Here is a 20,779-nt window from a genome sequence, read left to right as displayed (position 1 = left end):
CGCCGGGGTTCAAGCTCTGGCTCGTGACCGCGGGCGCGTGGTCGCCGGCCGAAGATCCGGAGACGGGCGTGCCGGCGGCCGGCGCGATCGCGGCGCTGGGGCGCACGCTCGCGGTCGAGTACCCGGACCTGCGCTGCACCAACGTCGACCTGGCGCGCGGCCTGCCGGACGACGCGGCGGCGGACGCGCTGTGGCCGGAGCTGTGGCGCACCGACGGCGAGACCGATGTGTGCCTGCGTGCGCGCCGCTACGCGTTGCGGCTGCGGATGGCTGCCGGCGACGACAGCCTTGCCGTGCCGTCCGCGGCGTCGTACCGGCTCGCGGCGGCGGCCGACGGCCGGCTGGAGTCGCTGGCGCTGGCCGCCTGCGCGACGCCGCGGCCGGAGCGCGGGGAGGTCGCGATCGCGGTGCGCGCCGCCGGCCTCAATTTCCGCGACGTACTGCGCGTGCTCGGCAAGCTGCCGGCGAGCGCGAACGGCATCGGCGGCGAGTTGAGCGGTGTGGTTACCGCGATCGGCGATGGCGTGACGACGCTGCGGGTCGGCGACCGCGTGATGGCGATGGCCGACGGGAGCTTCGCGTCGCATGCGGTCGTCGACGCCCGCTACGTGGCGCGGATGCCCGACGACTGGTCGTTCGAGGCGGCGGCCACCGTGCCCGTCGCCTTCCTGACCGCGCACCATGCGCTGACGACGCTCGGCGGTCTCGCGCGCGGCCAGCGCATCCTGATTCACGCCGCCGCCACGGGCGTCGGCCTCGCGGCGGTCCAGCTGGCGCAACGCATGGGCGTGCAGGTGTTCGCCACCGCGAGCGCGGGCAAGCGCGGTGTGCTGGAGCGGCTGGGCGTCGAGCATCGCTTCGATTCGCGCAGCCTGGGATTTGCCGACGAGATTCTCGCGAGAACCGGCGGCCGCGGCGTCGACGCCGTGCTCAACGCGCTGACCGGCGACTTCATCCCGGAAAGCCTGCGCGCGCTGTGCCCGTCGGGTGTCTTCCTGGAAATGGGCAAGGCGGAGATCTGGCCGCCGGCGCGCGTCGCCGCGCATCATCCGGGCGCGCGCTACCTGCCGTTCGACATCGCCGACGTGCCGGGCGACCGGATCGAGGCGCTGTTCGGCGAGCTGCAGGCGATGTTCGCGCGCGGCGAGCTGCAGCCGCTGCCGCGCACGGTCCATCCGCTGCGCGCCGCTCGCACGGCGTTCCGCACGATGGCGCAGGGCCGTCACGTGGGCAAGGTCGTGCTGCGCGTCGCCGCCGACGACGCCGATGCGTTGCCGGCCGGCGCGACCTACCTCGTCACCGGCGCAAGCGGCGCGCTCGGCCGGGAAGCCGTGCAATGGCTGGTCGAGCGCGGCGCCAGGCACCTGATGCTGGCCTCGCGCACCCGCAACGCGGCGCTCGACGCGCTGCTCGAACACCTGTCGGCGCGCGGCGTGCGGTGCGGCTGGACGCCTGCCGACGTCGGCGTCGAGGCGGATGTCGACAGCCTGTTCGCCGCGCTCGCGGACGGCTGGCCGCCGCTGCGGGGCGTACTGCACGCCGCCGGCACGCTCGACGACGCGCCGCTGAGCGCGCTCGACGAGATGCGCTACGGCCGCGTGATCGCGCCCAAGGCGGACGGTGCACGCTGGATTCACGAGCGGACCGCGCGGGCGCCGCTGGACTTCTTCGTCGTCTACTCGTCGATCGCGTCGACGCTCGGCGCAGCGGGCCAGGGCAACTACGCGGCGGCCAATGGCTATCTCGACGCGCTGGTCCAGCACCGCCGCCGCCTCGGCCTGCCGGCCCTTGCCGTCAACTGGGGCGGCTGGAGCGGCGCCGGCATGGCGGGCTCGATGGAGGCCCCCGCGCTGCGCCGGCTGCGCGCACAAGGCCAGTTCCTGCTGAAGCCGGCGAGCGGCATGGCCAGCCTCGCGCGGCTGCTGCGCGCCCCCGACAGCCAGGTCGCGGTGATCGCGGCCGATTGGGCGACGCTCGCGCAGGCGCGCGTCGTGCGCCCGTCGCTGCTGGCGGACGTCGGGAGCCAGCCGGCCGCATCGTCGCCGGCCGCCGCCGCGCCGGAGCGCGACGTCGATCCGCGCGCGCTGGTCGAGCAGGCGGTGCGCAAGGTGACCGGCACCCGGCCGTCGACGCGGCTCGACGTGCGGATGTCGTTGCGCGACCTGGGCCTCGATTCGTTGATGGCGATGGAACTGCGCAACGAGCTATGCGCGCTCACGGGCCGGCGCCTCGCGCCGACGATCGCGTTCGACTACCCGAGCATCGAGGCGCTTGCCGCGCATCTCGCCGCGCTGGCGGGCGACGACGACAAGACGGACAAGACGGACAAGACGGACAAGACGGGCGCAGCGCCCGCGCCGGCCGCGCGGACCGACCTGTCCGCGGACGAACTGGTCGCCCGGCTCGAACGGGAAATCTCTGCATTGGAAGGACATCTGTGATGACGGCAATGGGTGCTGATGCTTCGCTGTTGCGCGCGCTGTCGGCGCTCGAACGCAGCCGGCTCAAGCTGGAGGCGGTCGAGCGCGAGCGCTCGGAGCCGATCGTGATCGTCGGGGCGGCTTGCCGGCTGCCGGGCGGCGTCGTCGATCTCGACAGTTATTGGGCGCTGCTGGCAAGCGGCGGTGATGCGGTATCCGGGCTGCCCGAGGCGCGCTGGAACGCCCCGGGCCTGTTCGACCGGAATCGCAATGCGGCGGGCAAGGTATACAGCGACGCGATGGCCGTGCTGGACGGCGCGGACCGTTTCGATCCGGCCGCGTTCGGCCTCTCCGCGCGGGAGGCGGAGCGCATGGAGCCGCAGCAGCGCCAACTGCTCGAAGTGTCGTACGAGGCGCTCGACCACGCGGGGCTGGACATCGACGGCTTGCGTGGCAGCGACACCGCCGTCTACGTCGGGATCTGCGCGAACGATTTCGTGCACCGGTTCGCGACCGAGTCCGCCGACACCTACTCGGCAACCGGCGCGTCGCTCGCCACCGCGTCCGGGCGGCTCGCTTACACGTTCGGCTTCCAGGGGCCGGCGCTCAGCATCGACACCGCCTGCTCGTCGTCGCTGGTCGCGCTGCACCTGGCATGCCAGGCGCTGCGCAAGGGCGAGACGCGCATCGCGCTCGCGGGCGGCGTGCACGTGAGCGCCGGCCCGGAATCCTCGGTGGCGCTCGCGAAGCTCAATGCGCTGTCGCCGAGCGGGCGGTGCCGCGCGTTCTCGGCGGACGCGGACGGCTACGTGCGCGGCGAAGGTTGCGTCGTACTGGTCCTGAAGCGGCTGGGCGATGCGCTGCGGGATGGCGATCGGATCCTCGCGTCGGTGCGCGAGACGGCGCTCAACCAGGATGGGCGCAGCAACGGGCTGACCGCGCCGAACCGGCTCGCGCAGACCGAGCTGCTGCGCGCGTGCCTGTCGCGCGCGAAACTGAGCCCGAGCGACGTCGGCTACCTGGAGGCGCACGGCACCGGGACCGAGCTGGGCGATCCGATCGAACTCTCCGCTGCGGCGGCGGCCTACGGCATCGATCGCGCGTCACCGCTGTGGGTCGGCTCCGCGAAGACCAACATCGGTCACCTCGAAGCGGGCGCGGGACTGGCCGGGCTGCTGCGCGCGGTGCTCGCGCTGCGGCACACGACGATTCCGCCGAACCTGCACCTGAACGGACTCAATCCGCATTTCGACTGGGAGGCCGAGCGGCTGCAGGTGCCGACGGTGCCCACGCCGTTTCCGCTCAACCCGTCCGGCAGCCGGATCGCGGGCGTCAGCTCGTTCGGCTTCAGCGGCACGAACGCGCACGCGCTCATCGAGCAGCCGCCGTCGCCCGCCGAGGCCGCGGCGCCCCTGCCCGGCGACGCGGATGCCGTGTTCCTGAGCGCCGCGTCGGAGGCGGGGCTGCACGACCAGGCGCGGCGCTTCGCGCGCCGTCTCGCCGATGCGCCCGCGCAGTGGCGCGAGCTCTGCCACACGGCACGCGCACGGCGCAATCCGGGCGCGCTGCGCATCGCGGTCGCGGGCTGCGACGCGGCCGAACTCGCGGCGCAGCTGAACGCGTTCGCGGACGGCGCGGCGCCGGCGGAGGTCATGCGCGGCGAGCGGCTGCCCGGCGAGCGCGGCGTCGTCGCGGTGTTTTCCGGGCAAGGCGCGCAATGGGTCGGGATGGGGCGCGAACTGATCGCGACGAGCCCCGCGTTCGCCCGTGGATTCGACGCGTGCGCGCAGGCGGTCGAGCGCCATTCGGGGCGCGTGATGCGCGACGCGCTCGCCGCCGGCGAAGCGGCCTTCGCGGCGCTCGACGCGGCCACCGTCCAGCCGCTGCTGTTCTCGGTCGCGGTTGCGCTGGCCGCCCACCTGCGGGCGCTCGGCGTGCGCTTCGACGCGGTCGTCGGGCAGAGCATGGGCGAGGTGAGCGCGGCGGCCGTCGCCGGCGCGCTGTCGATCGACGATGCCGCGCGCATCATATGCGAGCGCAGCCGCCTCGGCGTCTCGGCAAAGGGTGGTGCGATGGCGATGCTCGCGATGAGCCGCGCGGAAGTCGAGGCGCAGGTCGCGGCCGAAGGCCGGGCCGTGACCCTCGCCGCGTGCAACGGGCCGGCGTCGACGCTCGTGTCCGGCGAGGAAGCCGAGATCGATGCGCTCGTCGGCGCGTGGCAGGCGCGCGGCGTGTTCTGCCGCAGGCTGCGGGTCGACTACGCGTCGCACAGCGCGTTCATGGAGCCGCTGCTCGCGCCGCTGAAGGCCGGGGTGGCCGCCATTTCGCCGCGCGCGGCGGAGATCCCGCTGTATTCGACGGTGACGGCCGACGAGATCGACGGCGCGACGCTGACGCCCGACTACTGGGCCGCCAATCTGCGGCAACCGGTGCTGCTCTACCCGACGCTCGAAAAACTGATCGCGCGCGGCTACCGGCTGTTCCTGGAAATCTCGCCCCGTCCGGCGCTGAGCGCCTCCATCGAGGATGCGCTGGCACAGGCGGGCGTCGACGGCTGCGTCGCATGCGCGATGAACGACGATGCCCCGCAGGCACGCACGGCGCTGCTGGCCGCCGGCCGGTTGTTCGCGCACGGCGCGCGCCTCGACGTCGAGCGCGCGCCCGGCCGGGTGGCCGAGATTCCGCCGCGCAGCTGGGAGCACGTCGAGTTTCCGCTGCCCGCCTATCGGCGCGCGGCGGGCGCGGACGGGCACACCGACGCGATCCTCGGCGCCGCGCGCGCGATCGCGTGCCAGGCCGGCACCCTGGTGGCCGACGGCTGGCTGGGCGTCGGGCATCCGCTCGTCGCGCAGCATCGCATCGACGGCAGCGCGCTGCTGCCTGGCACGGGGTTCCTGCGGCTGGCGCTGCAGGCCGCGCTGGCGCGCTGGCCGGACCAGGATCTGGCGGTCACCGACGTCGTGTTCCGGCAAGTGCTGGCATTGCCTGACGACGCGACCGAGCCGCGGCCGCTGCAGCTCGTGCTGGTCGACGAATCGCCCGACGCGGCCGGCTGGCGCGTGAGCAGTCGCGACAGCGAGCGCGACGACCGCTGGGTCGAGCATGCGGGCGGCCGCGTGACCCGCCTGACCCGCGCGAGCGGCCCGGCGGACGACGGCGCGCAGCCGGGGTTTGCCGACGCGCAGGCGCGCATGCGCGACGAGGTGGACTGCGCGACGCTGTATGACGCGCTCGACGGGATGGGGCTGCAATACGGGCCGCGGTTTCGCTGCGTCGAGCGGCTCTGGTGGGCGGACGATGCGTTCGTCGCGAGGCTGGCCGACGGCGGCGCCGCGCAGCCGGACGCATTCAACCTCGATGCATGCCTGCACGGGCTGGCGTGGCTCGGCTTCCGGCACGGCGAGCCGGCCCGGGTGCCGGTCTCCGTCGAACGGGCGACGATCGCCGCCGGCGCGGGCGCGCCCGCCTGGGTGCACGGGGTGCGCACGCTCGACGGCGACGCGTCGACGGCTGATTTGGTCGTGTGGGACGCGGCGGGCCGCGTGGTGGCGCGAATCGTCGGGCTGCGTGCGCTGAGCCCCGAGCGCGCCGACGCGGCGCTGCCCGCGCAGGGGCGCTGGCTGCATGGCCAGGCATGGATCGAGCAGCTGTTGCAGGCCGAGGCGCAAGCCGCGCCGCGCGATTGGCTGATCGTGGCCGCCTGCCGCGACGCATCCGGCGCGTGGCTGGAGCGGCTGCGGGCGCGGCTCGGCGGCGCGGCGCTGCTGCACTGGATGCCCGACGACGGCATGCCGTTTCCGGCGGTCGCATTGCGCGCGTGGGCGGAATCGGACGGGCACGGCACGCGCTCGATCGTCTGGATCGGCGACAGCGTCGAGCGTGCGCTCGCGGGCGACGCTGGCGGCGATCCGGCGATGCGGGCGAGCATCGATGCGCTCCGCCTCGTGCAGGCCGTCCTTGCCGCGTTCGACGGCCGCGAGGCGCCGCGCCTGAGCTTCGTGACGGCCGGCGCGCAGGCCGTCGCCGGCCAGTCCGCGCCGGCCCGGGCGGCACTGGGCGATGCCGGCCTCTGGGGGCTGGCGCGCGCGCTGTCGGCGGAGCACGCGGAATGGCACGTGCGGTGCATCGATGTCGATCCGTGCGACGCGCACGCGCAGGCGGAGCGGCTGGCCGACGAGCTTGCCGGCGGGTCCGCCGAAACGGAAGTCGCGCTGCGCGCGGCGCGCTGGGTCGGCAGGCTGGCGCGCCGGCCGCTCGGCGAAGAGCGCGAGCCGGGCAGCCGGCTGGCCGGCGAACCCTATCGCGTCGAGATCGACCGGCCGGGCGTGCTGGGTTCGATGAAGCTGCGGGCGACGCCGCGCGTCGAACCGCGGGCCGGCGAGGTGGAAATCGAGATCGACGCGGCCGCGCTCAATTTCGCGGACGTGATGCGTGCGATGGGCTTCTTCCTCGCCGACGACGAGCGCTCGGTCGCACTCGGCAGCGAATGCGCCGGGGTCGTGTCGCGCGTCGGCCCGGGCGTGTCGACCGTGGCGGTCGGGCAGCGGGTGGTCGCGATCGGCGCGCACTGCTTCGCGAGCCACGCGTGCGTCGACGCGGCGCTGGTGGCGCCGCAGCCCGACACGCTGTCGGCGGCGCAGGCGGCCGCGTTGCCGATCGCATCGATGACCGCGTGGTACGCGCTGAAGGAGGTCGCGTCGCTGCGCGCGGGGCAGCGCGTGCTGATCCATTCGGCGACGGGCGGCACGGGGCTGGCGGCCGTGCAGCTCGCGCTGTCGCTCGGCGCGGAGGTGATCGCGACGGCCGGCAGCGAAGCCAAGCGCCAGTTGCTGCGCGAGCTCGGCGTGCGGCACGTGTTCGATTCGCGCAACGCGACGTTCGAGCGCGCGACGCTCGACGCGACCGGCGGGCGCGGGGTCGACGTGGTGCTCAATTCGCTCGCGGGCGCGGCGATCGAGCAGAACCTGCGGGTGCTGGCCGCCGACGGCTGGTTCCTCGAGCTGGGCAAGCGAGACATCTACGAGGACGGCCGGCTGTCGATGCGCCACTTCAAGAAGCGGCTCCGCTTCGTGGCGATCGACCTGGGCGGCTTGCAGCGGGAACGGCCCGAGCAGTTCGCCGCGCTGTTCCGGCGGGTGCTGGACGCGTTCGCGCAGGGCGAGCTCGCGTCGCTGCCGACCACGGTGCTGCCGGTGTCCCGTGCCGCCGACGCGTTCCGGCAGATGGCGGCGGCGCAGCACGTCGGCAAGCTGGCGCTGGCCATGCAGGACCCCGATCTCGTCGTCGCCGAGCCGGGCGGGCCGGCGCCGCTGCTGCGCGGCACCCACCTGATCACGGGCGGCACCGGCGGCCTCGGCGCGGCGCTCGCCGGCTGGCTGGTCGCGAACGGCGCGCGGCGGATCGTCCTGATGGGGCGCTCGGCCGCGGGCGCGGCGGCGCAGGCGCAGGCCGAGCAATTGCGGCGGCAGGGCGCCGAGGTGCGGACGGTCGCGATCGACGTGGCGTCGCGCGCGGACCTCGCACGCGAACTCGACGCGATCGACGCCGGCTTCGGTCCGCTGCGCGGCGTGTATCACCTGGCCGGCGTGCTGAACGACGCGCTGGTCGACACCCAGACGCCGGACGCGTACCGGCGCGTGCTGGGCCCGAAGGCCGACGCCGCATGGCACCTGCACGAGCTGACCGCCGGGCGCGCACTCGATCATTTCGTCGTCTATTCGTCGGCGGCGGCCTTGCTGCCTTCGCCGTCGCAAACGAGCTATGCCGCGGCGAACGCGTGCCTCGATGCGCTCGCCGCGTGGCGGCGCGGGCAGGGCCTGCCGGCGCTCAGCCTCCAGTGGGGACCGTTCTCGGACGCCGGTCTTGCGGCGGCCCGCGGCGACCGCGGCGCGCGCCTCGCGGAGCGTGGCGCGGCCAGCCTGACGACCGGCGAGTCGCACTGCTACCTCGGCATGCTGATGAAGCGCGACGAGCCGGTGGTCGGCGTGTTCCCGTTCGACGCCGCGCGCTGGCTCGACGCGTCGCCCGCGGTGGCGGCGCAGCCTCGCTTCGACATCGTGCGCGACGGCGCCGCCGCGCGGCCGGGCCACGGCGCGGCGCAGGCGCGCCTCAAGGACGCGCCGCCGGCGATGCGGCGCGAGCTGATCCAGGCCCTTTTGCGCCGGCATGCCGCCGCGGTGCTGCGGGTGCCGGAAGCCGCGCTGACGCCCGCGACGACCTTTCCGCAGGCCGGGCTGGATTCGCTGACGGGCCTCGAACTGCGCAACCGGATCGAGAGCGAGGTAGGCCTGCCGCTGTCGTCCGCGGTGCTGTGGCGTCATCCGACGATCGACGCGCTCGCCGAGTTCCTGACGCAGCAGCTCGGCGCATCGGACCGTCCGGCCGATGCGACGCCGCCGGCGCAGACCGTTGCCGCGCCGGCGGCGGAGGCGGGCAAGTGGTTTCTCGTGCCGCGGCCGTCGCGCGCGCCGCGTCTGCGGATCTTCTGCATCCCGTTCCTCGGCGGCCTGGGCTCGGTGTTTTCCGGTTGGATCCGGCACTTGCCCGAGGAGATCGAACTGCAGGCGCTGCAGCTTCCGGGCCGGCCGCCGCGCCACGCCGAAGCGGCGCATTCCCGCTATCCGGCGCTGGTCGACGCGTTGCGCGATGCGCTGCTGCCGCGTCTCGACGCACCGTACGCGATCTACGGGCACAGCCTCGGCGCGCTGCTGGCGTTCGGGCTTGCGCATGCGTTGCGCGACGCGGGGGCGCCCGCACCGGAGCACCTGTTCCTGGCCGCGTATCCGGCGCCGCACCTGCACAACCCTGTCGGTGACATCGCGGGCCTGCCGGAAGCGGAATTCATCGAGGGGCTGAAGCGCCTGCGCGGCATTCCGGAACAGGTCCTCGCGGACAGCGAACTGCTGAACGTGTTCCTGCCCAGCCTGCGGGCCGAGATCGCGCTGCTGAACTCCTATGTCCACGAGGGGCGCGCGCCGCTGGCGGTGCCCGCGACGATCCTCGGCGGCATGCACGACCACGTCGTCACCGCCGCCGAGATCGACGCGTGGCGGCAGCACTTCGCGGGCGCGGTCGACGTGCGCGAGATCGACGGAGGGCATTACTTCGTGAAGGACGCGCCCCGCAGCGTGGTCGACGTGGTGCTGGCGCGGCTCGCGCTGGCCCAGCCGGCCTGACGTCGGTGACGTGCGCCCGGCCGGGACTGGCGGGGGCACCCGAATTGCAGGCGAACGCTGCCGTTCGTGCGGAGCGGCAGCGGGGAGCAACGATCCGCACATTCATGACCAAGGAGATGAAAAAGTGAAAAAGATGCTCATGTCGTTCGCGACCGTCGGTGCGCTGTCCTCGTCCGCTCTCATGCTGGGCATGATGCCGGCGCCGGCCTGGGCCGGCACGCCGTCGTGCGCGAGCCTGGTCGGCTCGTGGGGCAACCAGCTTGGCTCGACGATGAACATCCAGTCGGTCGATCCGGTGACGGGCGCGATCACCGGTACCTACCGGTCGCCGTCGGGCACGAGCGGCCAGCAATTCCCGCTGGTCGGCTGGACCAACACCGCACCGGCGCAGAACGGCCTGGACAACGTCACGCTGGTGTCGTTCGCGGTGAACTGGGGCAACTACGGCACGGTGACGTCGTGGTCGGGTCTGTGCCGCACGCAGAACCAGGTGCCGACCATTTCCGCGCTGTGGCATTTCGCGCAGTCGAACGCGCAGTTCACGTGGAGCCACGTGCAGACGGGCCAGGACGTATTCAGCCCGTCCAGCTCGTCGACCGCGCGTTGAAGCAACGCGCCCGCGCAAGCAGCAGGCGGGCGCGCGCCGCCGTGGCGCGGCACCATGCAGACCCGGTTTCCCCGCGCCGCGCCGTCAGGCCGGCGCGGGCGAACACCGGCGGCGCGCGAGCGCGCCCACTATCCGGATTCATCAGCAGGGAGACGATTTCATGGCGTCAGCCGCCGAACTGAAACAGAACGCATCGCTGTATTTCCTGGCGCTGGGCGCCTTTGCGATCGGCACCGAAGGATTCATGCTCGCCGGGCTGCTGCCGATCATCGCGAAGGATCTGTCCGTCAGCCTCGCGGCGGCGGGGCAGCTCGTCACCGTCTTTTCGATCTCCTATGCGATCAGCTCGCCGATCCTGACGACGGTCAGCGCGGGGGTCAATCGACGGCGCTTCCTGATCGTCGCGCTGCTGTGCTTCTCCGCGGCCAACTTCGCGGCCTGCGCGTCGCCCGGCTATCTGTCGCTGCTGGCCGCGCGCGTGCTGCTGGCCGTGTCGGCCGGCCTGTACATGCCGAGCGCAAATGCGCTCGCCGGCTCGCTCGTCGCGCCGGAGCGCAGGGGGCGCGCGCTCGCGACCGTCCATGGCGGGATCACGATCGCCGTCGCGCTCGGCGTGCCGCTCGGCGCGTGGATCGGCGGCCACTTCGGCTGGCGCGCGACATTCGCCGGCATCGGCGTGTTGTCCGCGATCGTGACGCTCGGGGTGGTGGCGGGCCTGCCGCGCGGGATCGGCGCGAACCTGTCGGTGCCGTCGCTCGCGCAGCGCGTGGCAGTCGGGCGGCAGCCCGCCGTGCTGGTCACGCTGCTCATCACGACCCTGTGGGCCGCGGGCATCTGGACCATCTACCCGTATCTCGCGCCGTTCCTGACGGGCCGCCCCGGCTTCAGCGACGCGGAAGTCGGCGCCGTGCTGCTGCTGTACGGCGTGTTCGCCGGCATCGGCGTGTTCATCAGCGGCCGTGCGATCGACCGCCTCGGCAGCGGCAAGGTGCTGATCGTCTGCCTGGTCGTGATGATGCTGTCGTACGAGAGCCTGACCGCCAGCGCGCTGCACCTGGAGCCGGCGCATGCACGCGTCGCGATCCTGGTCGCGATCGCCGCGTGGGGCGCGGCCGGCTGGGCGTTCAACCCGGCCCAGCAGACCAAGCTGATCGGCATCGCCGGCCTCGACGTCGCGCCGGTCTCGCTGTCGCTCAATTCGTCGTTCACGTATCTCGGCTTCGCGCTCGGCGCGGCGCTCGGGTCGTTCATCGTCGCGTACAGCTCCGTGGCGGACATCGGCGCGATCGGCGGGCTGTGCGAACTGGCCGCGCTGATCGTCACGCTGGCGGCCAACCGCCATGCCCGGCGCGCGGCGACGCGCGTGCACGTCGTGGTCCAGGGCGCCGCCCCGCGCGCCGAACGCTCGACGCAGCCGTGACACGGCGCGTACGCACAACAACGAAGGAGACACCATGAGCCGGGAAACGATCAAGGCGCTGTACGACATCGGCGAAATGCCGCCGCTCGGTGGCGTGCCGCGTCTCATGCATGCGTGGACGATTCGCGCGGATCGCCACGGGCCGCCGCACCGCGCGTTCCAGAGGGAAGTGGTGCCGGTCTGGACGATCGGCGACGACGAGGTGCTGGTCTACGTGATGGCGGCGGGGCTCAACTACAACGGCGTGTGGGCGGCGGCCGGCATGCCGCAATCGGTGCTCGGCATTCACGGGCATCCGTTCCACGTCGCCGGCTCGGACGCGTCGGGCATCGTCTGGGCGGTCGGACGCAACGTCCGGCGCTGGGCGGTCGGCGACCACGTGGTCGTGCATTGCAATCAGGTGGACGGCGACGACGAGGAGTGCAACGGCGGCGATCCGATGCTGTCGCCGAGCCAGCGGATCTGGGGGTTCGAGACGCCGGACGGCTCGTTCTCGCAGTACACGCGCGTGCATCGGAACCAGCTGCTGCCGAAGCCGGCCGGGTTGGGCTGGGCCGAGGCCGGCTGCTACATGCTGACGCTCGCGACCGCCTACCGGATGCTGTTCGGCCAGCATGCGCCGGGCATGCGGCCGGGCGGCGCCGCGCTGGTGTGGGGCGCCGCGGGCGGCGTCGGCGCGTTCGCGGTGCAGCTCTGCCGCTTGAGCGGGATGGAGGCGGTGGGCGTCGTGTCCAGCGAAGCGCGCCGCGAATTCGTGACCGGGCTCGGCGCGAAGGGCGTCATCGACCGCAGCCGGTATGACTGCTGGGGCGAGTTGCCCGACGTCCAGACGCCGCGCTACGACGCGTGGCTCGGCGAGGCGCGGCGCTTCGGCAAGGCGATCTGGGATTGCCTCGGGCGGCGGGAGAACGTCGACGTGGTGATCGAGCATCCGGGGCAGGCGACTTTCCCGCTGTCGTGCTACCTGGTGAAGCGCGGCGGCACGGTGTTGTTCTGCGGTAGCACGACCGGCTACAAGCTGACCTTCGACGCCCGCTACGTATGGATGCACCAGAAGCGTATCCAGGGTTCCCATTTCGCGCACATGAAGCAGGCCGCCGAAGCGAACCGGTTGGTCGAGCGCGGCAAGGTCGAGCCGTGCCTGTCCCGCACGTTCGCATGGGATGCGCTGCCGGATGCGCACGAGCTGATGGCGCAGAACCGGCTGCCTCCCGGCAACGCCGCGATCCTGGTGGGCGCGCCGGCCTGACGCCGCGGCGGGCGGCGAGGGGCCCGCCCGCGCCCGGGCGGGTGACGGCTATTCCGCGACCGGCCCGGCAGGTTCCGTCTCGCGCATCAGTTCGTCCACCTTATTGAAGATGTCGCCGAGCTTCATGTCGAAATCGACCTGCAGCTTCTCGAGGTCGATGCGCCGTTCATAGACGACCTCGGCGGCGATCGCCAGCTCGACGAGCATCATCGAATCCCAGCCCATGCCGGCAATCGTCGCATTGGTGTCCAGCTTCTCGACGTCAAGCAGGCGCGCGAGTTCCGCCGCCAGTTTTTCCGTCATCTGTTCACGTTCAGTCATTCTCCCGCTCCTTGGTTTGGTGGCTACACTTCCTGAAGTTCATCGATGATCGCCAGACTTCCGTCGGCGAGGCTTTCCCTGCATAGCGATCTGATGAATTTTCCGCTCGACGTCCGGCTCAACGAGCCGCGCAGGACGAAGCAGACCCTCGCGACGCTGACGCCCGCGTGCAGCGAGACGGCCTCGCGGATCTGCGAGACCAGCGTGCTTCGCGCGGACGAGGCGGTCGTTCGCGAGATCTCGACGACGGCCGCGACCGTCTCGTCCCCGTTCGCGGCGGGCAGGCCGACGATGCAGACCGTGTGATCGTCGATCTGCGGACACTCACGCTCGATGATGCTTTCGACGTCCTCGGCGTGATACGTGACGCCGCGAATCTTGATCGTGTCCTTGCGGCGCCCGGTCACGAACAGTTGCCCGCGTTCGATCTTGCCGAGGTCCCCCGTGCGGTGAAACAGCCGGCCCTCGTGGGCCGCGAAGCGGTATGCGAACGGCGCGGTCCGGATGCCGCATTCGTCTCGGTAGGCGCTCGCCACCGACGGTCCGGAGATGAAGATCTCGCCGGTCGAGCCATCGTCGAGCGGCGCGAGCGACACGGGATCTGCGACCACGATCGTCGTCTCCGCATCGATTGGGCCGCACGATACAAGCGTACCCGTGGAATCCGTCGCCGGCGCCGCCGTGCCGCCATCCGTCCCGAAGAAGCGGTGGCCAGAGACGAACAGGCTCGCTTCGGCCATCCCGTAGCACGGAAAGATCGACGTGGCCCTGAAGCCGGATGCGCGGAATTTTTCCGCGAATCGCTCCAGCGTGTGGCGTCGCACCGGTTCCGAACCGTTGTACGCGGTTTCCCATGCGCTCAGATCCAGGCTCGCCGCTTCGTCCGCCGACACGCGCCGCACACACATGTCGTAGATGAAATTCGGGCCGCCGCTCGTGTGCGCGCGTGTCCGCTCGATCAGCTTCAGCCAGCTCGCCGGCTTCGACACGACGTCGAGCGGAGACTGCATCAGCGCGGTGCCGCCGAGGAACAGCGGCTGCAGCACGTTGCCGATCAGGCCCATGTCGTGAAAGAGCGGCAGCCAGCCCAGCAGACGCAGGCCGTCGCGATGGCCGAAGTGTTTCGCGATCGCGATCTGGTTGGCGACGATGTTGGCGTGCGAGACGAGCACGCCCTTGGGCGTCGCCGTCGAGCCGGAAGTGAACTGCAGCAGCGCGGCGGCCTCGCCCGGGATCCGCCGCACGGGGGGCACGGTCCCGCCGGCCTGCGCCGGCGCGGACAGGTCCAGCGCATGCACGTCGTGGCGCGCGAGGATGCCTTCGGTGAAATCGTTCAGCCCGTCGTGCAGCATCGCGACCGACTGCCCGACCCGCAGCATGGCTTCGAGGCGCTGCGACGAGCGGCGGTTCGCCGGCATGCCCGGGATCGCCACGCCGCCGAGCGACAGGATCGCGAGCAGGGCGACGAGGTAGTCGATGCCGTACTTCATCGCGACGAGTGCGGTGTCGCCGGGCCGAACCCGGTCCGCGAGCCGGGCCGCGGTTTTCTGCATCGACACGACGAGATCGCCGTAGGTCAACCCGGCGATCGGTTCGAGGTGCGCGTCGTAGTGCTGCATCGCGAGCTGATTCGGGCGGGATGCCGCGTGCTGTTGCAGGACCTCTACGATCGATTCGGGTGTCATGTGGCGAAGGAGGATGAGATTGCGTGAAAACCGGCGAACCTGGCGCTTCAGCCGAGCGCGAGCCGGCGGATCTGTTCCATCACGTCGTCCGCGCTGTCGAGCGAGATGCCGACGAGCGTGCCGATGACCGAGCGCATCCGCGCATCGATCAGCCCGCGATCGTCGACGCCCGGCAGTTCGTCGGACTCCCGGGACAGGCCCGACACGAGGCGCGACACGATTGCAACCGGGTGCTGCACGTCGCGCAGCGATGTGAGCCAGAAGTACAGGACCTTGAGCGCCTCGATCCGTTCCGTGCGCGGCCGATTCGAGCACGCGATCATCTTGCTCGCATACACGTAGAAGCTGCCGGAGTGGCGCGCCTCGTCCGACGACAGCAATCGCGTGATGGTCTTCAGCACGGGTTCCCGTACGGCCTTCGACAGCCGCATGTAGATCGACGACGCCTCGATTTCGGACAGGATGTTCATCACGAGGGTGCCGACGCGTGAACGGATGAACGGCTCGGTCGCGCGCCCGGACGCGACGAAGTCCGCGTCGAACGAACGCCCGGCCAGCTCGAGCCAGCGCATCAGCACGTACGGGTGCTTGGTCTCCTCGTACATCCAGACGGATACCCATTGCGTGAAATCGACGTCGTCGTGGAATTTCTCGAGGAACATCCGCGAGGCCGACCACGTGGTCAGCTCGGACATCGCAATCTCGGTGACCACGTCCAGCAGCTCGTCCGAGACGAGCGAATGGTCGAGCCGCTCCCACGGCAGGTCCGATATCTTCCAGCGCACCGATTCGGCCTGGTCGAACAGATGGTAGAAGCGCGCGCTGCCGAGCACGGACTCAGGGCTGCCGGGCTCGGCGCGGGACGACGGGGACATGCTGGCAAGGGCCATGATGCTGGATCTCCTGAAAGCGCGGTTCGAACGTCGAATGGCGGGCAGGCCCGCTCACGCGGACGCATGCAGCCGCAGGCCTGCGCTCACGCGCCGGCTGTAGTAGTCCTTCATGACGCCGGACGCGCCGGTGAAGAGGCTCATCACGCGGCCGTCGAGGCGCGCGCGCTGAAGCCACGCGATGTCGCCCGGCGCGCGGCGACCCGCGAGCAGCGCGTCTTCGCACGCATCGATGCAGTCGCGCACGAAATCGGCGCACAGGTACTTGAGCATCGCCGCGTCGGTGGAAATCGACGTGCGCGCCGCCGCGCGCCGTGCCGTTTGCCAGCAGCGCACGCGCAGCGCCGCCGCCTCGCAGCGCAGATCCGCGAGCGCCGCCGCGTCGTTCCGCGCGGGCAACTGCGCGAGCGTACGGTTCAGGCAGTAGAGCGCATACGAAACCGCGGCGGCCGCAATCAGCACGCGCTCCTCGACGATCACGTCGACGACGTATAGCAGGCCGGACCCGACATAGCCGACGGTGTTCTGCTTCGGCACCTTCACGTCGGTAAACCGGATATGCCCGGTTTCCGACGCGTGTGCGCCGAGCTTCGCGTATTTCTCCACGATCTCGACGCCCGGCAGGTCCATCGACACGCACAGCAGCGTGAGACCCTGCGCGTCGGCGCCGCGCGTCGTGCGCGTGAGCACGAATGCGACATCGGCGGCGGGCGAGTTCGTGATGTAATGCTTGTCGCCGTTTACGACCCAATGGTCGCCGCGATCGTCTGCGGTCGTCGCGAGCGTGGTTACCATCGCCCCGGCGCTACCGCTCTCGGTCACCGCGAGGCAGGGGATCGTGCGGCCGGCCGCGATCGCCGGCAGGAAGCGGTCCTTCAGGTCTTCCGAGCCGTAGCGTGTCAGGATCGGCACGACCGTATTCGCGATCAGCATCGTGCTGACCGTCAGTCCGAACAGATTGTCGAGCATCATCTGCTCGGTCATGTGCATGTGCCGAATCATGCCGGCGCCGCCACCGCCCCATTCTCGCGGGCACGCCTGCCCGAGGTAGCCGCGCTTGCCCAGTTCCTCGAATCCCTCGCGTGGAATGCGGCCGCTGGCCTCCCATGCGTCGAACACGGGCGTGACTCGTTCGTGCAGATACTCGGCGAAGGTCGCGCGGAACGCGTGCTCGTCGTCGGTGGCCGCGACGAACGGCTGGGTCCAGTCGATCGGGGTGCCCGGGCCGGTCGCGCTGATCCGCAGCAACGGACGAGCCGCATTCAGGTCGCGGTAGAACGCGGCGACCGGATTGCGCTCGATGTAGCCCCAACCGCCGTTCAGCTGAACGCACTGATTGGCGAACATCTGCAGTTTCCTGAGCGCGGCGACCAGCAGGACTTCGGCTTCCGCGCACGTGCCCGGCGAAGCGGGCCGCCCGGTCAGTTCGGCGTGCGCGGCCTCGAGCACGTCGAGCCACGCATGGACATGCGAAAGCTGCGTGCGAACGTCCGGCAGGTCGATCAGGACGCCGGTCGTGCTTTTCCTGTCGATCAGGAAGCGCGCGGTCTGCCGCTTGACCTCGGCGGCCTCGCCGACGAGTTCCGCGATCACGCGCAGCAGGTAGCCGGCGCGAATGCGCGACAGCTCGGCGTCGGTCAGCGGCTGCCCCACGAGGTTCGCGTCATCGGCGATGGAGAGCTGGCCGAGCGCGTTGTCGCCGTCGCCGGACGAGCGCAGCGCGATCGCGCTCCGGTACGCGGCGGCGTCGAGATACAGTACGCGGCCGCCGTCGGGTGCCGGTGCGACACACGCGAGCAGTCCGCCGTCCGGAATGCCGAACAGCGCGCCAGTCAGCCCGCCGACGTCGTCGTCGGCCGGCCGCAGGTCGACGAACGCGGCGGCGTCGCCGCGAACCGTCTCCGGCGGGCAGGTATGGCGAAGTTGCATCGCGAATTCGGCATTCGCTGTCCGCAGTCGCTGAAGAAGACCCATTTGATGACCCTTTGCAGATTGGACGACGTCGCGAGGCGTGCGGCGTCGGTTGACATCGAATGACGGATGAACGGCGTTTGGCCGGCCGGCGTCAGCTGGCCAGCCCCGCCAACGCCTCGAGGCGTTGGCGAGTCTTCGCGCGCGGGTCGAGATCCAGCTCGAGCACCGGCCTGCCGATCTGCCCGAATACCGTCCGGCGGAACTGCTTGCCGAACGACGACCCGTCGATCAGTTGCTTTGCCTGGTCCGCCGAGCATCCGAATCGCGCCAGCACCTCGGTCGGGCGAAGGTATTCGTCGAGTAGAGCGAGCGCTTCGTCGAGGAAATCGTCGAGTTCGGCCGGACCGACTTCGTCGTTGAGTCGCTCGGGCTCGCTGACGATCAGGCGCCCCAGCGCGAAATGGCGGGCCTCGTCCTTCATGATGTAGGAGAACAGCGTGCGCACGAACGCCGAGTCGGTCGCGATGCTGATGCGCCGGAACGCGCCGATGCCGACCCCTTCGATCAGGATCTGCATGCCGAGCGACAGGAAGCTGATCCGGTTGTCACGCCCGACCTGGTCAATCAGCGTCCCGAGCGACGGCGTGATCGGGAACGGGGCCGAGCCGATTTCGTCGAGAAGCCGCGTGAACACCTGCACGTGCCGCGCCTCGTCGGCGGCCTGCAACGTGCAGCAGAGCTTGGCCGGCACGTCCGTGTGAAGCTGCGTGAGTTTCGCGCACACGTCGAGCGCGGCCAGCTCCGCGTGCAGCATCTGCGACAGCCGCCAAACCTGGAAGTCGCGTGACAGCGACTCGCGGCCTTTGTCGCCGACCTTGCTCCAGAACGCACCGTCGCTGATCTCGTATTCGAGGCTCGCCATGCGCAACGGGTTCGCATAGTCCCATTCGACGCTCCATTCGAACGTCTGGCCGGGCACCCACTGTTCCTCGGTGGCATTGCGGAACAGCTTCATCAGGCGTTCGTCACCGGGTAATGCTGTTGGACGCATCGCAAATCCTTCAATCGTTAGGCAAGGCGACGGCCTTGCGGTCATCAGGCGGGCGCGATCGCGGCGGCGCGCCGTCCGCTCGGCGAGCCTCGTCAACGCCTGGCATGCGTGCGCCGGATCGCCGCGGCGGGACAACTGAAGAACGCGGCCGTCATGTCCGCGCGTGCCTCGTCGGTGGCCGGCTGCGCGAAGATCCTGGCGAGACCGCCTTCCATGCGCATGCACGACGGGACGAGGGACGTGCAGGCGCCGCATGCGATGCACTGGCTGTCGTCGACCGAATAGATGTACTGCTCGCTTGCGTGGGTATGCTCGGCTTGCGTCATTTGCTGGAATTCCTCGTCGGGATTGGGTTATCGCAGCGTTTTCAGATGCAGGTACACGTCGTCGACATTGTTGATCCGCAGGCCGAGCAGGTTGCCCAGCAGCGGATAGACACGCGCGTACATCTTCTTCGCGCAGGCCTGGAAATCGGCGAGCGGAATCGCCTCCAGCACTTCGGGGCGGTCCGCCATCCGTCGCAGGAACAGGTTGACCGGATGCTCTACCCGGTGATTGGTTTCGGCCCAGAAGTACATGACCTTCAGCGCCGTCAGCCGCTCGCGATCCGGTTTGTCCGAGTTCGCAAGCAGCTTCTTCGCATACGAATAAAAGCCGCTCGCGTGACGCGCCTCGTCGCCGGCCAGCAGGCGGGTCACCTGCGCGAGCACCGGCTCGGGCGAGCGCTTCGAGATCAGCATGTACAACGACCAGGCAAGCACTTCCGCATAGACGTTCGTGACGAGCGTCGCCATCAACGAAGGGATGATCTCGACCTTGCGGCCCTCCGTCACGAAGCGGCTGTCGACCGTCTCGCCAAATTCGTGCAGCCACCGGATCATCGCCTGCGGATGCTTCATTTCCTCGTAGAGCCAGACCGTTGCCCACTGCGTAAAATCGATGTCGCTCGCGTAATCCTGCAGATACTGCGCGGTCGCGTTGAACGGTGTGAGCTCGGTATAGGCGATCTCTCTGGCCAGCGCGATCCAGGCCCGCGGGGTGCTGCGGATATCGATCGACGACCACGGTATGTCGCCCATGCGCCACCGGACCGTTTCCGCCTCGAGGAATAGCCGGTAGTAAATCGAGCTGCCGAAGATGTCGTGGTCGACGGGCGATTCGTGCACGGGCGACGCGGGACTACTGCAACGCACATCCATAACGAACTCCTGTTGTCCAACTGGTTCGCATGCTTGATCCGATTCCAATCGCCGCAGTCCGCTCATTCAAAAAATAACGGGGGCGTAATTGCGATCGATATATAAACGGCTATTTAACCCGTACAAACAGGATTAAAATCCGGAATTACAACGGCGCTTCGCCTTTTTGCGGGGCGCGCAGCACCCATTCGCCACCGAAATAGGTGGCGAATCATTAACGCTCATGATGAAAGCGGGCTGTATGGTTTTCGGGATTATTCCCGGTTACGATTGGAATTGGCGCAAAAGTTCCTGTTTTTCACAAAGGGTCGAATTTCGTCGGATTTTGGTGTCGCATTGAAAAATTAATCAAGGCGCATCTTCGTATTGCAGGGTGTCGCCTTTTGCAACGAGATTAATACATGGAGTGTGCGGAATTGTATACTGTTATCTTAGGCAGGCCGTTTCGGCATCCGGAGAAGCCTTCAATTTAATTTCGCAGATCGTTTCGGATTTTTATTCGATCCAGATATTTCGATCGAAAAATGACGGCGATGCCTGTTTCTTTCAAATATCTTTCGCAATCGAAAGAAAGGCGATCCCCATTGAATTGCTTGATGTTTTCATCAATGTCCCGAGGTGGCTGTTAAATCTTGCAGCATGTCGTTTGTTGACAGGCGTGAAACTCGCGTGATAGAAGTGCGGCTCGTCGAAATTAATTCCGGATTTTCGTCGTTGAAAATCGGTGTCTATTCGGAATGCCGTCAAACGAACCAGAAGCGAGGTTGAATTGATCCCCATGACGTGCGAATCATGCCCGGCCATCGGGCTGGCGGCGCGCATCGATCCAACCCTCCCGGATTCCGGAG

13 protein-coding genes are annotated in these 20,779 nt (G+C 69.7%); 5 read left to right on the top strand and 8 right to left on the bottom strand.

Going from position 1 to position 20,779, the window contains the following annotated elements; translation table 11 throughout:
* The 5 genes from ACPUER_RS10265 to ccrA form a co-directional block, all read left to right on the top strand.
* Window positions 1–2,441: SDR family NAD(P)-dependent oxidoreductase (locus ACPUER_RS10265; protein WP_425131020.1), on the top strand; the 2,441-nt coding region annotated here is incomplete at its 5' end.
* Complete coding sequence (locus ACPUER_RS10260) at window positions 2,441–9,595, top strand: SDR family NAD(P)-dependent oxidoreductase (protein ID WP_425131019.1); 7,155 nt, start codon at window positions 2,441–2,443, stop codon at window positions 9,593–9,595. The genes ACPUER_RS10265 and ACPUER_RS10260, both read left to right, overlap by 1 nt.
* Window positions 9,596–9,719: 124 nt before the next feature.
* Window positions 9,720–10,202: an avidin/streptavidin family protein gene (locus ACPUER_RS10255; RefSeq protein WP_310137418.1), complete on the top strand. Its 483-nt coding sequence runs from the start codon at window positions 9,720–9,722 to the stop codon at window positions 10,200–10,202.
* 160 nt (window positions 10,203–10,362) lie between these two features.
* Window positions 10,363–11,622: an MFS transporter gene (locus ACPUER_RS10250; RefSeq protein WP_175959334.1), complete on the top strand. Its 1,260-nt coding sequence runs from the start codon at window positions 10,363–10,365 to the stop codon at window positions 11,620–11,622.
* A 34-nt stretch (window positions 11,623–11,656) separates the two neighbouring features.
* On the top strand, window positions 11,657–12,871 hold the full coding sequence (ccrA, locus tag ACPUER_RS10245) for a crotonyl-CoA carboxylase/reductase (RefSeq protein WP_310137423.1): 1,215 nt from the start codon (window positions 11,657–11,659) through the stop codon (window positions 12,869–12,871).
* Between the two features lie 48 nt (window positions 12,872–12,919).
* Here ccrA and ACPUER_RS10240 read toward each other — a convergent pair whose 3' ends face one another.
* The 8 genes from ACPUER_RS10240 to ACPUER_RS10205 all read right to left on the bottom strand — a co-directional run bounded on the left by ACPUER_RS10240 (window position 12,920) and on the right by ACPUER_RS10205 (window position 20,753).
* On the bottom strand, window positions 12,920–13,192 hold the full coding sequence (locus ACPUER_RS10240; protein WP_175959332.1) for a phosphopantetheine-binding protein: 273 nt from the start codon (window positions 13,190–13,192) through the stop codon (window positions 12,920–12,922).
* 23 nt (window positions 13,193–13,215) lie between these two features.
* Window positions 13,216–14,877 (bottom strand): AMP-binding protein, encoded by a 1,662-nt coding sequence (locus ACPUER_RS10235; protein ID WP_279610689.1) that lies wholly within the window; start codon window positions 14,875–14,877, stop codon window positions 13,216–13,218.
* A 47-nt stretch (window positions 14,878–14,924) separates the two neighbouring features.
* Window positions 14,925–15,767 carry a ferritin family protein gene (locus tag ACPUER_RS10230; protein WP_175959330.1) on the bottom strand — a complete coding sequence of 281 codons (843 nt, stop codon included), beginning with the start codon at window positions 15,765–15,767 and terminating at the stop codon, window positions 14,925–14,927.
* Window positions 15,768–15,821: 54 nt separating this feature from the next.
* A complete protein-coding gene (locus ACPUER_RS10225; protein ID WP_425131018.1) occupies window positions 15,822–17,696 on the bottom strand; it encodes an acyl-CoA dehydrogenase family protein in 1,875 nt (624 codons plus the stop codon).
* A 136-nt stretch (window positions 17,697–17,832) separates the two neighbouring features.
* Window positions 17,833–18,696, bottom strand: a complete 864-nt coding sequence (locus ACPUER_RS10220; protein WP_425131017.1) for a ferritin-like domain-containing protein — start codon at window positions 18,694–18,696, stop codon at window positions 17,833–17,835.
* Between the two features lie 128 nt (window positions 18,697–18,824).
* Entirely contained in the window at window positions 18,825–19,058 is a 234-nt protein-coding gene (locus ACPUER_RS10215; protein WP_072439052.1) for a ferredoxin, read from the bottom strand.
* 27 nt (window positions 19,059–19,085) lie between these two features.
* A complete protein-coding gene (locus tag ACPUER_RS10210) occupies window positions 19,086–19,931 on the bottom strand; it encodes a hypothetical protein (RefSeq protein WP_143155737.1) in 846 nt (281 codons plus the stop codon).
* 546 nt (window positions 19,932–20,477) lie between these two features.
* Window positions 20,478–20,753: a hypothetical protein gene (locus ACPUER_RS10205; protein ID WP_425131016.1), complete on the bottom strand. Its 276-nt coding sequence runs from the start codon at window positions 20,751–20,753 to the stop codon at window positions 20,478–20,480.
* Window positions 20,754–20,779 lie beyond the last annotated feature (26 nt).

The organism is Burkholderia sp. DN3021, from assembly GCF_049805555.1.
Lineage (GTDB): Bacteria > Pseudomonadota > Gammaproteobacteria > Burkholderiales > Burkholderiaceae > Burkholderia > Burkholderia pyrrocinia_C.
The sequence above is the reverse complement of the archived record's forward strand: the minus strand, read 5'-3'. Positions and strand labels throughout refer to the sequence as shown.

Excerpts from the sequence above, each read along its gene's own strand:
- ACPUER_RS10240 (WP_175959332.1), bottom strand. The coding sequence starts at position 13,192 with ATGACTGAACGTGAACAGATGACGGAAAAACTGGCGGCGGAACTCGCG.
- ACPUER_RS10235 (WP_279610689.1), bottom strand. The coding sequence starts at position 14,877 with ATGACACCCGAATCGATCGTAGAGGTCCTGCAACAGCACGCGGCATCC.
- ACPUER_RS10215 (WP_072439052.1), bottom strand. The coding sequence starts at position 19,058 with ATGACGCAAGCCGAGCATACCCACGCAAGCGAGCAGTACATCTATTCG.
- ACPUER_RS10225 (WP_425131018.1), bottom strand. The coding sequence starts at position 17,696 with ATGCAACTTCGCCATACCTGCCCGCCGGAGACGGTTCGCGGCGACGCC.
- ACPUER_RS10205 (WP_425131016.1), bottom strand. The coding sequence starts at position 20,753 with ATGCGCGCCGCCAGCCCGATGGCCGGGCATGATTCGCACGTCATGGGG.
- ACPUER_RS10220 (WP_425131017.1), bottom strand. The coding sequence starts at position 18,696 with ATGAAGCTGTTCCGCAATGCCACCGAGGAACAGTGGGTGCCCGGCCAG.
- ACPUER_RS10230 (WP_175959330.1), bottom strand. The coding sequence starts at position 15,767 with ATGGCCCTTGCCAGCATGTCCCCGTCGTCCCGCGCCGAGCCCGGCAGC.
- ACPUER_RS10210 (WP_143155737.1), bottom strand. The coding sequence starts at position 19,931 with ATGGATGTGCGTTGCAGTAGTCCCGCGTCGCCCGTGCACGAATCGCCC.
- ACPUER_RS10250 (WP_175959334.1), top strand. The coding sequence starts at position 10,363 with ATGGCGTCAGCCGCCGAACTGAAACAGAACGCATCGCTGTATTTCCTG.
- ccrA (WP_310137423.1), top strand. The coding sequence starts at position 11,657 with ATGAGCCGGGAAACGATCAAGGCGCTGTACGACATCGGCGAAATGCCG.
- ACPUER_RS10260 (WP_425131019.1), top strand. The coding sequence starts at position 2,441 with ATGACGGCAATGGGTGCTGATGCTTCGCTGTTGCGCGCGCTGTCGGCG.